14 protein-coding genes and 2 tRNA genes are annotated in these 16,265 nt (G+C 64.8%); 14 read left to right on the forward strand and 2 right to left on the reverse strand.

The features are described 5' to 3' along the window. Nucleotides 1-89 precede the first annotated feature (89 nt). The 12 genes from ACF8C6_RS01460 (at nucleotide 90) to ACF8C6_RS01515 (ending at nucleotide 10,919) form a co-directional block, all read left to right on the forward strand. Complete coding sequence (locus ACF8C6_RS01460) at nucleotides 90-2,831, forward strand: peroxidase family protein (protein ID WP_392497672.1); 2,742 nt, start codon at nucleotides 90-92, stop codon at nucleotides 2,829-2,831. A gap of 227 nt (nucleotides 2,832-3,058) precedes the next feature. Further along, nucleotides 3,059-4,558, forward strand: coding sequence for a type II secretion system ATPase GspE (gene gspE, locus ACF8C6_RS01465; protein ID WP_392497673.1), 1,500 nt, complete (start codon nucleotides 3,059-3,061; stop codon nucleotides 4,556-4,558). Nucleotides 4,559-4,614: 56 nt separating this feature from the next. Further along, nucleotides 4,615-5,835 (forward strand): GspF family T2SS innner membrane protein variant XcpS, encoded by a 1,221-nt coding sequence (gene xcpS, locus ACF8C6_RS01470; RefSeq protein WP_392497674.1) that lies wholly within the window; start codon nucleotides 4,615-4,617, stop codon nucleotides 5,833-5,835. Nucleotides 5,836-5,840: 5 nt separating this feature from the next. Next, nucleotides 5,841-6,263: a type II secretion system major pseudopilin GspG gene (gene gspG / locus ACF8C6_RS01475; RefSeq protein WP_392497675.1), complete on the forward strand. Its 423-nt coding sequence runs from the start codon at nucleotides 5,841-5,843 to the stop codon at nucleotides 6,261-6,263. Nucleotides 6,264-6,319: 56 nt separating this feature from the next. Beyond that, the gene (gspH, locus tag ACF8C6_RS01480; RefSeq protein WP_392497676.1) at nucleotides 6,320-6,910 is read left to right on the forward strand and encodes a type II secretion system minor pseudopilin GspH; all 591 of its coding nucleotides are present in this window, start codon (nucleotides 6,320-6,322) and stop codon (nucleotides 6,908-6,910) included. After that, a complete protein-coding gene (gene gspI / locus ACF8C6_RS01485) occupies nucleotides 6,907-7,296 on the forward strand; it encodes a type II secretion system minor pseudopilin GspI (protein WP_392497677.1) in 390 nt (129 codons plus the stop codon). Before gspH ends, gspI begins: the two co-directional genes overlap by 4 nt. Then, the gene (gene gspJ / locus ACF8C6_RS01490) at nucleotides 7,293-8,003 is read left to right on the forward strand and encodes a type II secretion system minor pseudopilin GspJ (RefSeq protein WP_392497678.1); all 711 of its coding nucleotides are present in this window, start codon (nucleotides 7,293-7,295) and stop codon (nucleotides 8,001-8,003) included. Before gspI ends, gspJ begins: the two co-directional genes overlap by 4 nt. Further along, a complete protein-coding gene (gene gspK / locus ACF8C6_RS01495; protein ID WP_392497679.1) occupies nucleotides 8,000-8,950 on the forward strand; it encodes a type II secretion system minor pseudopilin GspK in 951 nt (316 codons plus the stop codon). The genes gspJ and gspK overlap by 4 nt, the downstream gene beginning before the upstream one ends. Continuing rightward, on the forward strand, nucleotides 8,950-10,089 hold the full coding sequence (gene gspL, locus ACF8C6_RS01500) for a type II secretion system protein GspL (RefSeq protein WP_392497680.1): 1,140 nt from the start codon (nucleotides 8,950-8,952) through the stop codon (nucleotides 10,087-10,089). Before gspK ends, gspL begins: the two co-directional genes overlap by 1 nt. Beyond that, on the forward strand, nucleotides 10,086-10,598 hold the full coding sequence (locus ACF8C6_RS01505) for a type II secretion system protein M (RefSeq protein WP_392497681.1): 513 nt from the start codon (nucleotides 10,086-10,088) through the stop codon (nucleotides 10,596-10,598). The genes gspL and ACF8C6_RS01505 overlap by 4 nt, the downstream gene beginning before the upstream one ends. A gap of 146 nt (nucleotides 10,599-10,744) precedes the next feature. Beyond that, nucleotides 10,745-10,820, forward strand: a tRNA-Val gene (locus ACF8C6_RS01510). Between the two features lie 22 nt (nucleotides 10,821-10,842). Continuing rightward, nucleotides 10,843-10,919: transfer RNA gene (locus ACF8C6_RS01515), tRNA-Asp, on the forward strand. A 230-nt stretch (nucleotides 10,920-11,149) separates the two neighbouring features. Here the strand turns inward: ACF8C6_RS01515 and ACF8C6_RS01520 are convergent. Together ACF8C6_RS01520 and ACF8C6_RS01525 are read right to left on the reverse strand one after the other, a co-directional pair. Next, a complete protein-coding gene (locus ACF8C6_RS01520) occupies nucleotides 11,150-12,190 on the reverse strand; it encodes an AraC family transcriptional regulator (RefSeq protein ID WP_392497682.1) in 1,041 nt (346 codons plus the stop codon). A gap of 1 nt (nucleotide 12,191) precedes the next feature. Then, nucleotides 12,192-13,325 carry a carbon-nitrogen hydrolase family protein gene (locus ACF8C6_RS01525; RefSeq protein ID WP_392497683.1) on the reverse strand — a complete coding sequence of 378 codons (1,134 nt, stop codon included), beginning with the start codon at nucleotides 13,323-13,325 and terminating at the stop codon, nucleotides 12,192-12,194. Between the two features lie 203 nt (nucleotides 13,326-13,528). On the opposite strand from ACF8C6_RS01525, the gene ACF8C6_RS01530 reads away from it, so the two are divergent. Next, entirely contained in the window at nucleotides 13,529-15,562 is a 2,034-nt protein-coding gene (locus tag ACF8C6_RS01530) for an FAD-dependent oxidoreductase (RefSeq protein WP_392497684.1), read from the forward strand. A 62-nt stretch (nucleotides 15,563-15,624) separates the two neighbouring features. After that, nucleotides 15,625-16,056, forward strand: a complete 432-nt coding sequence (locus ACF8C6_RS01535; RefSeq protein WP_392497685.1) for a nuclear transport factor 2 family protein — start codon at nucleotides 15,625-15,627, stop codon at nucleotides 16,054-16,056. Nucleotides 16,057-16,265 lie beyond the last annotated feature (209 nt).

A 16,265-nucleotide genomic window follows, 5' to 3' on the forward strand; every position in this document is an offset into this window, starting at 1 on the left:
AGGTTGGCGCGCAAATCCCTAGTCTCCCGTCTGCCGGACAACTGCCGGCGCCCACCCTATGACTACAAGAACAATCGGGAGATACCGCCATGTCTGTTTGGGTCACCTGGCCTAGCCTGGTCAAGTTCGGCACCCTGGGCATCTACGCTGGTCTGATAACCCTCGCGCTGGAGCGCGACGTGCTGTTCAAGAACAATTTGTTCGACGTCGACAACCTGCCCGCCGCCAACGCCGATATCGTCTGCGATGCCCGCAGCCAGGTGGCGCGTACCGAGGACGGCACCTGCAACATCCTCAGCAACCCGGCCGAAGGCTCAGTTTTCCGCCGTTTCGGGCGCAACGTCGACCCCAGCGTCACCCACGGCGAGACCGAGGCCGACACCCTGCTCACGCCCAACCCGCGCGAAGTCAGCAACGTGCTGATGGCGCGTGACGAGTTCAAGCCGGCGCCCAGCCTCAACTTCATCGCCGCCTCGTGGATTCAGTTCATGGTGCACGACTGGGTGGAACACGGCCCCAACACCGCGGATAACCCGATCCAGGTGCCGCTGCCGGCCGGCGACAGCTTCGGCAGCGGCAGTCTGGCCGTGCGCCGCACCCAGCCCGACCCGACCCGCACTGCCGCCGAAGCTGGCAAGCCGGCCACCTACCGCAACCACAACACCCACTGGTGGGACGGCTCGCAGCTGTACGGCAGCGACAAGGCCACCAACGACAAGGTGCGCGCGTTCGTCGATGGCAAGCTGAAGATCAATGCCGACGGCACCCTGCCGCACGAGCTGCTCAGCGGCAAGCCGGTTACCGGCTTCAACGAGAACTGGTGGGTCGGCCTGAGCATGCTGCACCAGCTGTTCACCAAGGAGCACAACGCCGTCGCCAGCATGCTCAAGCAGAAGTACCCGGACAAGGACGACCAGTGGCTGTACGACCGCGCGCGCCTGGTCACCTCGGCGCTGATGGCGAAGATTCACACCGTGGAATGGACCCCGGCGGTGATCGCCAACCCGGTCACCGAGCGCGCCATGTACGCCAACTGGTGGGGACTGCTGGGCTCAGGGCCGGAGCGCGACAAGTACCAGGAAGAGGCGCGCATGCTGCAGGAGGACCTGGCCGGCAGCAATCCCTTCATCCTGCGCATTCTCGGCATCGACCCGCAAAATGTCGGCAGCGCCACCCTCTCCCATGCCCTGAGTGGCATCGTCGGTTCGACCAACCCGAACAACTACGGCGTGCCTTACACCCTCACCGAGGAGTTCGTCGCCGTGTACCGCATGCACCCGCTGATGCGTGACAAGGTCGACGTCTACGACATCGGTTCCAACCGCATTTCCCGTTCGGTGCCGCTGCAGGACACCCGTGACGGCGATGCCGAGGACATGCTGGCCGACGAGCATGCGGATCGTCTGTGGTACTCCTTCGGCATCACCAACCCGGGCTCGCTGACCCTCAACAACTACCCGGGCTTCCTGCGCAACCTGTCGATGCCGGTGGTCGGCAATATCGACCTGGCCACCATCGACGTGCTGCGTGATCGTGAGCGGGGCGTGCCGCGCTACAACGAGTTCCGCCGGCAGATCGGGCTCAACCCGATCACCAAGTTCGAGGATCTGACCAAGGACGCCGCCACCCTGGCCAGCCTCAAGCGCCTCTACAGCAACGATATCGAGCAGATCGACACCCTGGTCGGCATGCTCGCCGAAACCGTGCGTCCGGATGGCTTTGCCTTCGGCGAGACGGCGTTTCAGATCTTCATCATGAACGCCTCGCGCCGGCTGATGACCGACCGTTTCTACACCAAGGACTACCGCCCGGAGATCTACACCCCGGAAGGCCTGGCCTGGGTCGAGAACACCACCATGGTCGACGTGATCAAGCGTCACAATCCGCAGCTCGACAGCAGCCTGGTGGGTGTGCAGAACGCCTTCAAACCCTGGGGCCTGAACATCCCGGCGAACTACCAGAGCTGGCCGGCCAAGGCCAAGCAGGACAACCTGTGGGTCAACGGCGCCCTGCGTACCCAGTACGCCGAGGGTGAACTGCCGCCGCTGCAGGGCATCGATACCTCGGCGCTACTGGCCAATACCCTGTGGAAGAAGGTGCGCGAAGAGGGCGACGTGGTGCCGGCCGACTACGAGAAAGGCATGCACCAGCACGGTGTGATGGCCAAGGTCAAATTCAACGCCGTTGCCGGTAATCCCTATACCGGCCTGTTCCAGGGCTCGGACACTGGCCTGCTGCGCCTGTCGCTGGCGTCCGACCCGACTGGCGGCAGCGTTCAGCCGGGATTGGCCTGGAAGGTCTTCGTCGATGGCAAGCCGTCGCGCAACGTTTCGGCGCTGGCCAGCTGGAGTGGCCAGGGGCAGAACCACAACGTATTCGCCAACGAGATGTCGCAGATCGTCCTGCCGGAAGGCACTGATAATTTCGGCCTGCAGGTACTGTTCGCCGCAGTGACCCTGAAGCCGACTCAGTTAAGAGTCGACGACATGGCCGAAGTGACCCAGACCGGTCAAACCGTCGGTTCGGTCAAGGCGCCGACCCAGATCTATTTCGTGCCCAGGTCGGAGGTGCGCAACCTGTTCTCCAGCGCTGCCCATGACTTCCGTAGCGATCTGCTGACGCTCAACACCGGCACCAAGCTGTATGACGTCTACGCAACCTCGATGACGGTCAAGACGTCGCTGATCCCGTCCATCAGCCGCAACTATGCCCAGCAGCGGCGCAACAGCGCGGTGAAGATCGGTGAGCTGGAGCTGACCTCGCCATTCATCGCCTCGGCATTCGGCGACAGTGGCGTGTTCTTCAAGCACCAGCGCAACGAAGACAAGTAAGCGCGGCGCGTCTGACGAAAGCCCCGGCTCGTGCCGGGGCTTTCGTATTTGTGTTACCTGTTGCACAGGCTAAACATTTGCCAGGCAGACTTGTCGCACTTAGGTTCGACCTGCGAAATCATCACTGCAGTCTTTGCGCAAATCCGTTAACTTGGCGCGATCAACGTGCCGTATAACAACAAGAACAAACAGTCAGATGGATCTGCTGTTTCGGGAACTGGCCGCCTATGTCTACCGATATCCACGCCGCCTTAGCGGCACCGGCAGCTGCGCCGCTGCGCTCGCTGCCTTTCGCCTTCGCCAAACGCCATGGCGTGCTGCTGCGCGAGCACGGCCTGCAGGTGCGCCGTGGTGCCAGCCTGGCCGCCGTGCAGGAAGCCCAGCGCTTCGCCGGTCGCGTATTGCCGCTGGAGTGGCTGGAGGCCGAAGCCTTCGAGCAGCAGCTGTCATTGGCCTACCAGCGCGATTCCTCGGAAGTCCGCCAGATGGCCGAAGGCCTGGGCGCGGAAATGGACCTGGCCAGCCTGGCCGAACTCACCCCCGAATCCGGCGACCTGCTGGAGCAGGAAGACGACGCGCCGATCATCCGCCTGATCAACGCCATCTTGAGCGAAGCGATCAAGGCCGGCGCCTCCGATATTCACCTGGAAACCTTCGAGAAACGCCTGGTCGTGCGCTTTCGCGTCGACGGCATCCTGCGGGAAGTGATCGAGCCGCGCCGCGAACTGGCGGCTTTGCTGGTCTCGCGGGTCAAGGTCATGGCGCGGCTGGACATCGCCGAGAAGCGCGTGCCGCAGGACGGACGGATTTCCCTGAAAGTCGGCGGTCGCGAGGTGGATATCCGCGTCTCGACCCTACCTTCGGCCAACGGCGAGCGCGTGGTGCTGCGTCTGCTCGACAAACAGGCCGGGCGTCTGTCGCTGGTGCACCTGGGCATGAGCGAGCGCGACCGTCGCCTGCTGGATGAGAACCTGCGCAAGCCGCACGGCATCATCCTGGTCACCGGCCCCACCGGTTCGGGCAAGACCACCACCCTGTACGCCGGCCTGACCACCCTCAACGACCGCTCGCGCAACATCCTCACGGTGGAAGACCCCATCGAGTACTACCTCGAAGGCATCGGCCAGACCCAGGTCAACCCGCGCGTGGACATGACTTTCGCCCGCGGCCTGCGCGCCATCCTGCGCCAGGACCCGGACGTGGTGATGGTCGGCGAGATCCGCGACCAGGAAACCGCCGACATCGCGGTGCAGGCCTCGCTGACCGGCCACCTGGTGCTGTCCACCCTGCACACCAACAGTGCCGTCGGCGCTGTAACCCGCCTGGTGGACATGGGGGTCGAGCCCTTCCTGCTGTCTTCGTCCCTGCTCGGCGTACTGGCCCAGCGCCTGGTGCGGGTCCTGTGCACCCACTGCCGCGAAGCGCGACCGGCCGACGAGGCCGAATGCAACCTGCTTGGTCTCGATCCGCACAGCAACCCGCTTATCTATCACGCCCATGGCTGCCCGGAATGCCACCAGCAGGGCTACCGCGGCCGTACCGGCATCTACGAATTGGTGATCTTCGACGACAAGATGCGCACCCTGGTGCACAACGGCGTCGGCGAGCAGGAACTGCTGCGCCACGCCCGCAGCCTCGGCCCGAGCATCCGTGACGACGGCCGGCGCAAGGTGCTGGAAGGGGTGACCACCCTGGAAGAAGTGTTGCGCGTGACGCGGGAGGATTGATGCAAGCAGTCATGCTCCCTCTCCCCATAGGGGAGAGGGCCGGGGAGAGGTGATAGATGGCCGCCTTCGAATACATTGCCCTGGATGCAAGAGGCCGCCAGCAGAAAGGCGTGCTGGAGGCCGACAGCGCCCGTCAGGTACGCCAGTTGCTGCGCGAGAAGCAGCTTTCGCCGTTGCAGGTGGAGCCCGCGCACCGCAGGGAACAGGCCGTCGGCGGCAGCGGCGGCTTCAGCTTGCGCCGCGGCCTGTCGGCCCGCGACCTGGCCCTGGTTACCCGCCAGCTGGCGACCTTGATCGGCGCCGCGCTGCCTATTGAAGAGGCATTGCGCGCGGCCGCCGCGCAGTCGCGCCAGCCGCGCATCCAGTCGATGCTTATCGCCATACGCGCCAAGGTGCTGGAAGGCCATGGCCTGGCCAGCGCACTGGGCGCTTTCCCCGCGGCTTTTCCCGAGCTGTACCGCGCCACCGTGGCGGCGGGCGAGCATGCCGGCCACCTGGCGCCGGTGCTGGAGCAGCTGGCCGACTACACCGAACAACGTCAGCAGTCGCGGCAGAAGGTGCAGATGGCGCTGCTCTATCCGGTGATCCTGATGCTTGCCTCGCTGGGCATCGTCGGCTTCCTGCTTGGCTACGTGGTGCCGGACGTGGTGCGGGTGTTCGTCGACTCGGGGCAGACCCTGCCGGCGCTGACCCGCGGGCTGATCTTCCTCAGCGAGCTGGTCAAATCCTGGGGCGCGCTGGCGCTGCTGCTGATCGGCCTAGCTGTGTTCGCCTTTCGCCGCGCCCTGCGCAACGAGGACGTACGACGCCGCTGGCATGCTTTTTTGCTACGCGTGCCGCTTGTCGGTGGTCTGATCGCCGCCACCGAGACGGCGCGCTTCGCCTCGACCCTGGCGATCCTGGTGCGCAGTGGAGTGCCGCTGGTCGAAGCGCTGGGCATTGGCGCCGAGGTGATCTCCAACCTGATCATCCGCGCCGACGTGGCCCAGGCCACGCAGCGCGTGCGCGAGGGCGGCAGCCTGTCGCGGGCGCTGGAGGCCAGCCGGCAGTTCCCGCCGATGATGCTGCACATGATCGCCAGCGGCGAGCGCTCGGGCGAGCTGGACCAGATGCTGGCGCGCACGGCGCGCAATCAGGAGAACGACCTGGCGGCCACCATCGGCCTGCTGGTGGGGTTGTTCGAGCCGTTCATGCTGGTCTTCATGGGGGCGGTGGTGCTGGTGATCGTGCTGGCCATCCTGCTGCCGATTCTTTCTCTGAACCAACTGGTAGGTTGATAGCGATGTACAAACAGAAAGGCTTCACGCTGATCGAAATCATGGTGGTGGTGGTCATCCTCGGCATCCTCGCGGCGCTGGTGGTGCCGCAGGTGATGGGCCGCCCGGACCAGGCCAAGGTCACCGCCGCGCAGAATGACATCCGCGCCATCGGCGCGGCGCTGGACATGTACAAGCTGGACAACCAGAACTACCCGAGCACCCAGCAGGGCCTGGAAGCGCTGGTGAAGAAACCCAGCGGCAACCCGCCGCCGAAGAACTGGAACGCCGACGGCTACCTCAAGCGCCTGCCGACCGACCCGTGGGGCAACCAGTACCTGTACCTGTCGCCGGGCACTCGCGGCAAGATCGACCTGTACTCCCTCGGTGCCGATGGTCAGGAAGGTGGCGACGGTACCAATGCCGATATCGGTAACTGGGATCTGTAATCCGCTTTGTTACGGATGCAGCGAGCTAGAGAAAAACCAGGCGAGAGTGGCTGAGGATGCGGAGTTTACAGGGGGTAAATGAGCAATCCGAAGCCGCTCTCAACGCGGTTTTTCCGACGCACAGCCAATCCGCGCGCGGCTTCACGCTGATCGAACTGCTGGTGGTCCTGGTGCTGCTCGGCGTGCTGACCAGCCTCGCCGTGCTCGGCAGTGGTATCGCCAGCAGCCCGGCACGCAAGCTCCAGGATGAGGCCGAGCGCCTCAACAGCGTATTGCGCGTGCTGCTCGACGAGGCTGTGCTGGACAACCGCGAATACGGCGTGCGTTTCGATCAGCACCGCTATCAGGTCGTGCGTTTCGATCCGCGCAAGGCGCGCTGGGTGCCGTTGGACGACAGGGTGCACGCACTGCCGGAGTGGGCCGAGCTGAGCATCAAGGTGGAAGAGCAGGACATCGGTCTGCTCGGTGCCAAGGATGAAAAGAAGGCTTCGTCGGTCAAGCCCCCGCAGTTGCTGATTCTCTCCAGTGGCGAAATGACGCCATTCACGCTGCGTTTGGCTGGTGGGCGTGGTCGTGATGCACCAGTACTACTGCTGAGCAGCGACGGCTTCGCCGAACCCCAATTGACCGCGGAGAAGGCCAAGTGAGGCGCATACGCGGTTTCACCCTGCTGGAAGTGCTGGTGGCCCTGGCGATCTTCGCCGTGGTCGCCGCCAGCGTGCTCAGTGCCAGCGCCCGCTCGCTAAAGACCGCCGCACGGCTGGAGGACAAGACCTTTGCCAGCTGGCTGGCAGATAATCGTCTGCAGGAAATGCAGCTGGCCGATACGCCACCCGGCGCGGGCCGCGAGCAGGGCGAGGAAACCTATGCCGGACGCCGCTGGCTATGGGAAAGCGACGTGCAGGCCACCAGCGAGCCGGAGATGCTGCGCATCACCATACGCGTGGCGCCGCGGCCCGAGCGCGGGCTGGCCGGCAAGATCGAGGATAACGCGCTGGTGACCCTGTCCGGCTTCGTCGGGGTCGCGCCATGAGACGCATGCAGGGTTTCACTCTGCTGGAAGTGCTGATCGCCATCGCCATCTTTGCTCTGCTGGCCATGGCCACCTATCGCATGCTCGACAGCGTGATGCAGACCGACCGTGGCCAGCGCGAGCAGGAGCAGCGCCTGCGTGAGCTGACGCGGGCCATGGCGGCGTTTGAACGGGATTTGCTGCAGGTGCGCTCGCGCCCGGTACGTGACCCCCTGGGCGACCCCATCCCGGTGATGCGTGGCGACAGTGGGCGTAATACGGTGCTGGAGTTCACCCGCAGTGGCTGGCGCAATCCACTGGGGCAGCCGCGCTCGACGCTGCAGCGAGTGCGCTGGCAACTGCAGGGCGAGCGCTGGCAGCGCGCCTATTGGCCGGTACTGGATCAGGCCGCGGACAGCCAGCCGCGTATCCAGCAGGCACTCGATGGCGTCAGTCGCTTCGAGCTCCGTTTTCTCGATGGCGACGGCCGCTGGCTGCAGAACTGGCCGGCCCCGACCAGCAATGCCGACGAAGCTCTGACCCAGTTGCCGCGTGCGGTTGAGTTGGTTATCGAGCACCGCCGCTACGGTGAACTGCGCCGCCTCTGGCGCCTGCCGGAGATGGCACAGCAGGAGCAGTTGAATGTGCCAGGTGGCGAGGAGCAGGGTACTGACAGCCTGTTGCCCGAAGAGCCGAGTCCCGACACCGGCGAGGCCCTGACGCAATGAAGCGACAGCGCGGGGTCGCCCTGATTACCGTGTTGCTGGTGGTGGCACTGGTCACGGTGATCTGCGCCGCGCTGCTGCTGCGTCAGCAGCTGGCGATCCGCAGCACCGGCAACCAGCTGCTGGTGCGCCAGGCGCAGTACTACGCCGAGGGGGGCGAGTTGCTGGCCCAGGCCCTGCTGCGTCGTGATCAGGAGCAGAGCGTGGTGGACCACCTGGCCGAGCCCTGGGCCAACCCGCGGCTGCAGTTCCCGCTCGATGAAGGTGGCGAGGTGCGCCTGCGCATCGAAGATCTGGCCGGCCGTTTCAACCTCAACAGTCTGGCCATCGTCGGTGAAGAGGGCGATCTGGCCGCACTGCGCTTTCGTCGCCTGTTGCAGCATCTGCAGCTCAACCTGGCTTACGCCGACCGTCTGCAGGACTGGCTGGATACCGACCAGGAGGCCAGCGGTTCGAATGGCGCCGAAGACGACCAGTACCTGCTGCTCGACCCGCCTTATAGGACAGGCACGGGGCGTGTGGCCGATATTTCCGAACTACGCCTGCTACTGGGCATGACCGATGCCGATTATCGGCGGTTGGCACCTTTCGTGGCGGCCTTGCCCAGCCAGACCGAGCTCAACATCAATACCGCCAGCGCCGAAGTGTTGGCATGTCTGGGCGAGGGCATACCCGCCTCGGCACTGCAGTCGGCCATCGAGGGGCGTGGGCGCAGTGGTTATACCGATCTGGGACGCTTCGTCCAGCAATGGTCTGCCTATGAGGTCAGCGCCCAGGGGCTGGGCATCGGCAGCCAGTATTTCCGTGTCACCACCGAAGTGTTGCTGGGCGATCGGCGCCAGGTGCTGACCAGTTATCTGCAACGTGGTAATGACAAGCGCGTGCGCCTGATGGCGCGCGATCTGGGGCAGGAGGGCCTGGGGCCCGAGCCCGATGAGGAGTCCGAGTGATGAGTCCTACCCTGTTTCTTCCGCCGCAGGCCTGTGCCGAGGTGTCCGCCGAGCTGCTGGTGTGGCGGGTGGATGGCGATGCCTGTGTGCAGCAGGCGTTCGCCGACGCTGTGCCGCATCAGGGGGCCTGGCGCCTGATTGTGCCGGTGGAGGCGGTGACCCTGTGTACGGTGCAGCTACCGACCACCAAGGCGCGCTGGTTGGCCAAGGCCCTGCCGTTTGCCGTGGAAGAGCTGCTGGCGGAAGACGTCGAGCAGTTTCACCTGTGTGTCGGCGCGCCACTGGCTGACGGTCGTCATCGAGTGCACGCGGTCAAGCGCGAATGGCTGAGCCGCTGGCTGGCTCTGTGCGCGGCAAATCCACCCCGGCGCATCGAAGTGGATGCCGACCTGCTGACGGGGGAGGGCAGTCAATTGCTCTGTGCCAGCGAGCGCTGGCTGTTGGGCGGCAGCGGCGAGGCGCGTATGGCTTTGCGTGCTGGCGATTGGGCGATGCTGGCGCCGCTTTGTGCGCAGCCGCGGGTGGCCCTTGTCGAGGCGGGTCAGCCCGTGCCTGCGGATATGGACGAGGTGCACGAAATCGACCGGGCGCTGCCCTGGCTGGCTGCGCGTACGGCCGACTGCAACCTGGCACAGGGACCGTTTGCCCTGCGTGAACCCTCCGGCGAGTGGCTGCGCTGGCGGCCTTTGGCAGCGCTGCTGGCATTCTGCGTGGTATTGCAGTGGGGCTTCAATCTGGCTCAGGGCTGGCATCTGCAACGCGAAGGCGAGCGCTATGCCGAGGCCAATCGCGAGCTTTACCGCGAGCTGTTTCCCCAGGACAGCAAGCTGATCAACCTGCGTGCTCAGTTCGATCAGCATCTGAGTGCGGCCGAAAGCGGCGGGCAGAGCCAGTTGCTGGCGCTGCTCGAACAGACGGCGACGGCGCTTAATCAGCAGGGCGCGCAGGTGCAGGTGGAGCAACTGGACTTCAGTGCCCAGCGCGGAGAACTGGCGTTCAACCTGTTGGCCAGCGACTTCGCCGCGCTGGAAACCTTGCGTGGCCAGCTGCAGGAGGCCGGGTTGGCCGTGGATATGGGGTCGGCGAGCCGTGAGGATAATGGCGTCAGTGCCCGCTTGGTGATTGGAGGCAACGGATGAGCGAGTTGTACATGCAATGGTCGCAACGCCTGGCGCAGAGTCCGCTGGGTACCCGCTGGCAGGCCATGCCGCCGCGCGACCGCCTGGCCCTGAGCCTGCTCGGTGGTTTCCTGCTAGTGGTGCTGCTCTACCTGCTGGCCTGGCGCCCGGTTAGCCAGAACCTCGAGCAGGCGCACAGCTTTCTCCTGCAACAGCGCACGCTCAACGGCTACATGCAGGCCCATGCTGCCGACGTACGGGCCATGCAAGGCAGGCCGCAGGTCAGTCTCGACCCGGCGCGATTGCAAGGTCTGGTGACCACCAGTGCGGCTAGTCAGGGCCTGAACGTCGAGCGCTTGGACAATCAGGGCGATGGTAGTCTGCAGGTCAGCCTGCAACCCACGGAGTTCGCCCGCCTGCTGCGCTGGCTGGTGAGTCTGGAGGAGCAGGGCGTGCGCGTGGCGGAAGCGGGGCTGGAGCGAGGGGATCAGGGGCTGGTCAACAGTCGTTTGTTGCTCAGCACCAACTAGGCATGATGCACCGAATAGAGGCTTGTGCCTTCGAATCGTGCACTGCCGTATCCCCCCGGAGACTAGCTTGCAGTAAAAAAATCCAAGCCGGGTGTTGACTTAGCAAAGGCGCCTGCGTAAATTGCGCCACCTCGCAAGGCTACATCGGGTGATTAGCTCAGCCGGGAGAGCATCTGCCTTACAAGCAGAGGGTCGGCGGTTCGATCCCGTCATCACCCACCAAGCCTCTTGCGAGAACCGACGCGCAGCGGTAGTTCAGTCGGTTAGAATACCGGCCTGTCACGCCGGGGGTCGCGGGTTCGAGTCCCGTCCGCTGCGCCATATCAAGAGAAGCCCTCAGCTCGCAAGAGCTGGGGGCTTTTCGCATGGGCTGGAAAAAATCGGTTGTCACAGGGTTGTCATCGGGAATCTTCAGGATTCTGGCACGGTCTTTGTTTGGACCATGCTCAGCAACAGGAGGAAGACTCAATGGATGACTACGTAGAAGAGCTGTTGGAAGCGCACGCTCTGGATCAGGATTCGCTCGAGCCGGCCGAGGACGCCACAGAGCTTTAGCCCCTCTGCAGGCGCTGGCTGCGGCGGAATTCCCCCGGGGTCTTCCCGTTCCAGCGTTTGAACGCCCGCTGGAAGGCTTCCGCCGAGGCGAAGCCGAGCAAATAGGCGATCTCGCCAAAAGCCAGCTCGGTATCACGGATATAGGCCATGGCTAGGTCGTGGCGGGTGTCATTGAGGATCGCCCGGTACTGCGTGCCTTCTTCCGCCAGCTTGCGCCGCAGTGTCCACACCGGCAGCTGCAGGCGTGCCGCGACTTCTTCCAGATCTGGCTCATGGCCGTGCAGCAACGGTCCCAGCAGGCGGGTGATGCGCTCGCGCAGGCTGTGGGTGCGGGTACGCTGTTCCAGTTCTCGTTCACACAACTCCAGTAGCTGATGCCAGGTGCTCGGGCAGTGTGCGGTATTGCGCATGGCCAGCGTCGCCTGGCTCAGACGTAGCTGATTGGTGGTTGCACCGAATTCCACGGTGCAGCCAAAGGCCGCGCCATAGCGCTCGGCGTAGTCCGGGGCGGGAAATTCGATCTCCACTTTATCCAATGCCACCCGGTTGCCACTCAGTTGGCAGAGGTGGCTGTGCCACCCGGCCAGCACCGAATCCACGACAAAGCGGTTGTAGGCGTTGTAGGGGCTGATGGAGTAGAAGCTCAGCCAGGCGCCGCGGCGGTCCTCATGGAAACTGGACTGACCGCGGTAGTTCTGCGCGTAGAGCGGCTCGAAGCGGGTGATGACCCGTGCCGCTTCGCGCAGATTGGGCGCCTGGGCTGCGGTGACGCCGACCAGGCCGAGCTGGTTCAGGCGATTGAGGTGGCCCATCTCCAGACCCAGGGCAGGATTGCCGGTCAGCTGAATGGCCGCGTGCCCCAGGCGCATGTAGCGCGGAATCGACAGGCGCCCCTGGGGTTGGGCGAGGCGCTCACTGTCCAGGCCGAACTGCTCCAGCAGTGCGCTGGCAGCGATGCCTCGTTCCTGCAGGGCATCCGCCAGGCTGTGGACGAAGCCGACGGACAGCTCACCCAGGCGTACGCGCGGACCTTTCATCTCACAGCCACAGGTTCAGCAGGCGGGCGCCGCGGCCTTCATCGATAAGATGGTGCCCTTCGGGCTGCGCCACCACGCTTTGCCCATCGCTGCCCAGGTCCCATAGCTGGCCGCGCATAAACACGGTCAGGCCGGCGCGGGCCTGGGTGCTCGACAGGCGTCCAGGCAGCGAGTGGCGCAGCCAGGCATCGCCTTCGCTGAGTTCACCGGCGCGCGTGGCGACATCCGCTGGTGTGCCGGCGAACGTGGTGTAGCCGCCCCAGGGCTGTTGCCACAGGCCGTTGCCGGTGAGAAAGGCAGGCACCGCCAGCAACTCCACGCCTTGCTCGGCCAGCGCGGCATAGCTCTGTGGGTACCAGCTGTCGGCGCAGATCAGCACGCCCAGGCGTCCGGCCGGGGTATCCACCACGCGCAGCGCCGAACTGGGCGCGGCGGCGGTGAAGCCGGTTTCCGAGGGAATAGGGAACGCCTTGCGCTGCGGCTGGCCAAGCGGCAGACCGTTCGGGCCGAATACCAGGCTGACGTTGTACAGCGGGCCATCTCCGGCGTGCAGTACCCCTTCTTCTACGCGCGGCTCGGGCAGCACGATGGAGCCAGCCACCAGGGTCACGCCGTAGCTCTCGGCCAGGCCGCCAAACAGGCTCTGGTAGTCGGCGGCCATCTGCTCGGCCTTCATGCGGAACAGCGCGTCGCTCAGGCGCTCTGCGCCCTGGGCCTGGAGCAAGGCCAAACCCAGATCCAGCGGATGGCTGAGGGCCAGCCAGAGCATGGCGTGTTGCAGATGGTTGGCGCTGAACACTTCGGGCTTCTCGCCGGCGGCTACCAGCCAGGTACCGATATGCTCGGGCAGAATCACTATGGTCTTGGCGTTGAGCAGACCGTTCTGGCGTGCCTGGTCGAGATAGGCGGACAGCTTGCGCTGCAGGTGCAGGACGCTGCGGTAGTCGGCGCCGAACAACTCGGGCTGGATGCCCAGCAGATTGCCGCGGCCCTGATCGTTGCCCAGGTTCAGGGCCAGATCACTGTGCAGGTCGCTCTGGTAATGGCTGGCGGGCCGCCACTGGGTCCAGGTGGCGTAGCCGGTGAGGGCGAAGACGAGAGCAAGTAGCAGGCCGCGACGGATCAGGCGTGACATGGCGGAATACGAGAGTGGATGATGCTGTCCAGATTAGGGTAAAGGTACCCGATTGCCCAGCGCTTCTGTTAGTTATGATCAGTAAGTTGTAATTTTCGATCATTGAGCCGGCTGGGCGAGCTATTTATCGTCTGGCGCAACAACGACCGTGCCCAACGAGGTGCGGCGACTTCCGTGACAAGTCCGATGCCGTGGAGATGATCATGAGCAACGCCTACCCGAACCTGCTGGCCCCGCTGGACCTGGGTTTCACCACCCTGAAGAACCGTACCCTGATGGGCTCCATGCACACCGGCCTGGAAGAAAAGCCCAATGGCTTCGAGCGCATGGCGGCCTACTTCGCCGAGCGTGCCCGTGGCGGTGTCGGTCTGATGGTCACCGGCGGCATCGGCCCGAACGAGGAAGGCGGTGTCTACTCCGGTGCGGCCAAGCTGACCACCGTGGAAGAGGCCGAGAAGCACAAGATCGTCACCCGCGCGGTGCACGAGGCCGGCGGCAAGATCGCCATGCAGATCCTGCATGCCGGTCGCTACGCCTACAGCCCGAAGCTGGTCGCGCCCAGCGCCATCCAGGCACCGATCAACCCGTTCAAGCCCAACGAGCTTGACGAGGAGGGCATCCAGAAGCAGATCAACGATTTCGTCAATTGCGCCAAGCTGGCCCAGCAGGCCGAGTACGACGGCGTCGAGGTGATGGGCTCGGAAGGCTATTTCATCAACCAGTTCCTGGTCGCCCACACCAACCACCGTACCGACCGCTGGGGCGGCAGCTACGAGAACCGCATGCGCCTGCCGGTGGAGATCGTCAGCCGCATTCGCGAGGCCGTGGGCCCGAACTTCATCATCATCTACCGCCTGTCCATGCTCGACCTGGTCGAGGGCGGCAGCACCTGGGACGAGATCGTGACCCTGGCCAAGGCCATCGAGAAGGCCGGCGCCACCATCATCAACACCGGCATCGGCTGGCACGAGGCGCGCATCCCGACCATCGCCACCAAGGTGCCGCGTGCGGCCTTCACCAAGGTCACCGCCAAGCTCAAGGGCGAAGTCAGTATCCCGCTGTGCACCACCAACCGCATCAACACACCGGAAGTGGCCGAGCAGGTACTGGCCGAAGGTGATGCCGACATGGTGTCCATGGCCCGTCCATTCCTCGCCGACCCGGACTTCGTCAACAAGGCCGCCGCCGGCCGTGCCGACGAGATCAACACCTGCATCGGCTGCAACCAGGCCTGCCTGGACCACACCTTCGGCGGCAAGCTGACCAGCTGCCTGGTCAACCCGCGCGCCTGCCACGAGACCGAGCTGAACTATATTCCGACCACCACGGTGAAGAAGATCGCCGTGGTCGGTGCCGGCCCGGCCGGCCTGTCCGCCGCCACCGTGGCCGCCGAGCGTGGCCACAGCGTGACCCTGTTCGACGCGGCCGGCGAAATCGGCGGCCAGTTCAACGTGGCCAAGCGCGTACCGGGCAAGGAAGAGTTCTACGAGACCCTGCGCTACTTCAAGAAGAAGCTGGAAACCACCGGTGTCGACTTGCGCCTGAACACCCGCGTGTCGGTCGACGACCTGGTCAAGGGTGGCTTCGACGAGATCATCCTGGCCACCGGCATCGTGCCGCGCACCCCGGCTATCGAAGGCATCGACAATGCCAAGGTGATCAGCTACCTGGACGCCATCCTGCAGCGCAAGCCGGTCGGCCAGAAGGTCGCAGTGATCGGCGCCGGCGGTATCGGCTTCGACGTGTCCGAGTTCATCACCCATGCCGGCGAGGCCACCAGCCAGAGCCGCGAGGCCTTCTGGAAGGAGTGGGGCATCGATACCGCGCTGGACGCCCGTGGCGGCATTGCCGGGATCAAGGCCCAGGTACACCCGGCGGCGCGCGAGGTGTTCCTGCTGCAGCGCAAGAAGTCCAAGGTCGGCGATGGCCTGGGCAAGACCACCGGCTGGATTCACCGCACGGGCCTGAAGAACAAGAACGTGCAGATGCTCAACTCGGTCGAGTACCTCAAGGTCGACGACGCCGGCCTGCACATCCGCATCGCCGAGGGCGAGCCGCAGGTGCTGCCGGTGGACACCGTTATCGTCTGCGCCGGACAGGACCCGCTGCGTGAGCTGCAGGAGGGCCTGGAGGCCGCCGGGCAGAAGGTGCACCTGATCGGCGGCGCCGATGTGGCCGCCGAGCTGGATGCCAAACGCGCGATCAACCAGGGCTCGCGCCTCGCCGCCGAGCTGTAAGTGAAACGCCCCGCCTAGCGCGGGGCGTTTTCTGTGTGGCCTATAACAACAAGGAAAAGCCCATGTCCTTCGACGCCCAATTGCATCCCGCCGCGGCCGCCAGCCTGCAGCGCTGGCACCAGTTCATTGCCGCTCATGACCTGAGTCAGTTGCCGGAGTTGCTGCACCCGCAGGCGGTATTCCGCTCGCCCATGGCGCACACCCCCTATCCGGGGGCACAGGTGGTCAACCTGATCCTCAATACTGTGCTCAAGGTATTCCAGGACTTCGCCTATCACCGTGAGCTGGCGACGGCAGACGGCCTCAACGTGGTGCTGGAGTTCAGCGCCAAGGTGGGCGGGCGTGAGCTCAAGGGCATCGACATGATCCGCTTCGATGAGGACGGCAAGATCGTCGAGTTCGAGGTGATGGTGCGCCCGATGAGTGGCCTGGCCGCTCTGGGCGAGGAAATGGGCCGGCGCCTGGCGCCCTTCCTGGCCGCTGCCAAGGCCTGATTCGCCCAACCGTGTCACAGTTTTATCCGCTTGCCGTTCCGTACTTGCCAAGGGTGCGAAACGGCTGCCAACCCAGTCACATTGCCCCTGTTGCTTTTTCCCCTAGACTTGCTCGAAACAAGGGATTGCGCCTGCCTGGCAGGTTGTGCGCCCGCGCGGGGCAACCCCGCAGCGTGCCGGTTGTGATCCTGATGGCCTGAGGGAAATTC

The sequence above is a fragment of the Pseudomonas sp. zbq_18 genome (assembly GCF_043102245.1).
In the GTDB taxonomy this organism is placed as follows: Bacteria; Pseudomonadota; Gammaproteobacteria; order Pseudomonadales; family Pseudomonadaceae; genus Aquipseudomonas.

Bases quoted from the DNA above. Each gene is read 5' to 3' on its own strand.
- ACF8C6_RS01460 (WP_392497672.1), top strand. From the start codon at position 90: ATGTCTGTTTGGGTCACCTGGCCTAGCCTGGTCAAGTTCGGCACCCTG.
- gspE (WP_392497673.1), top strand. From the start codon at position 3,059: ATGTCTACCGATATCCACGCCGCCTTAGCGGCACCGGCAGCTGCGCCG.
- xcpS (WP_392497674.1), top strand. From the start codon at position 4,615: ATGGCCGCCTTCGAATACATTGCCCTGGATGCAAGAGGCCGCCAGCAG.
- gspG (WP_392497675.1), top strand. From the start codon at position 5,841: ATGTACAAACAGAAAGGCTTCACGCTGATCGAAATCATGGTGGTGGTG.
- gspH (WP_392497676.1), top strand. From the start codon at position 6,320: ATGCGGAGTTTACAGGGGGTAAATGAGCAATCCGAAGCCGCTCTCAAC.
- gspJ (WP_392497678.1), top strand. From the start codon at position 7,293: ATGAGACGCATGCAGGGTTTCACTCTGCTGGAAGTGCTGATCGCCATC.
- gspK (WP_392497679.1), top strand. From the start codon at position 8,000: ATGAAGCGACAGCGCGGGGTCGCCCTGATTACCGTGTTGCTGGTGGTG.
- gspL (WP_392497680.1), top strand. From the start codon at position 8,950: ATGAGTCCTACCCTGTTTCTTCCGCCGCAGGCCTGTGCCGAGGTGTCC.
- ACF8C6_RS01505 (WP_392497681.1), top strand. From the start codon at position 10,086: ATGAGCGAGTTGTACATGCAATGGTCGCAACGCCTGGCGCAGAGTCCG.
- ACF8C6_RS01520 (WP_392497682.1), bottom strand. From the start codon at position 12,190: ATGAAAGGTCCGCGCGTACGCCTGGGTGAGCTGTCCGTCGGCTTCGTC.
- ACF8C6_RS01525 (WP_392497683.1), bottom strand. From the start codon at position 13,325: ATGTCACGCCTGATCCGTCGCGGCCTGCTACTTGCTCTCGTCTTCGCC.
- ACF8C6_RS01530 (WP_392497684.1), top strand. From the start codon at position 13,529: ATGAGCAACGCCTACCCGAACCTGCTGGCCCCGCTGGACCTGGGTTTC.
- ACF8C6_RS01535 (WP_392497685.1), top strand. From the start codon at position 15,625: ATGTCCTTCGACGCCCAATTGCATCCCGCCGCGGCCGCCAGCCTGCAG.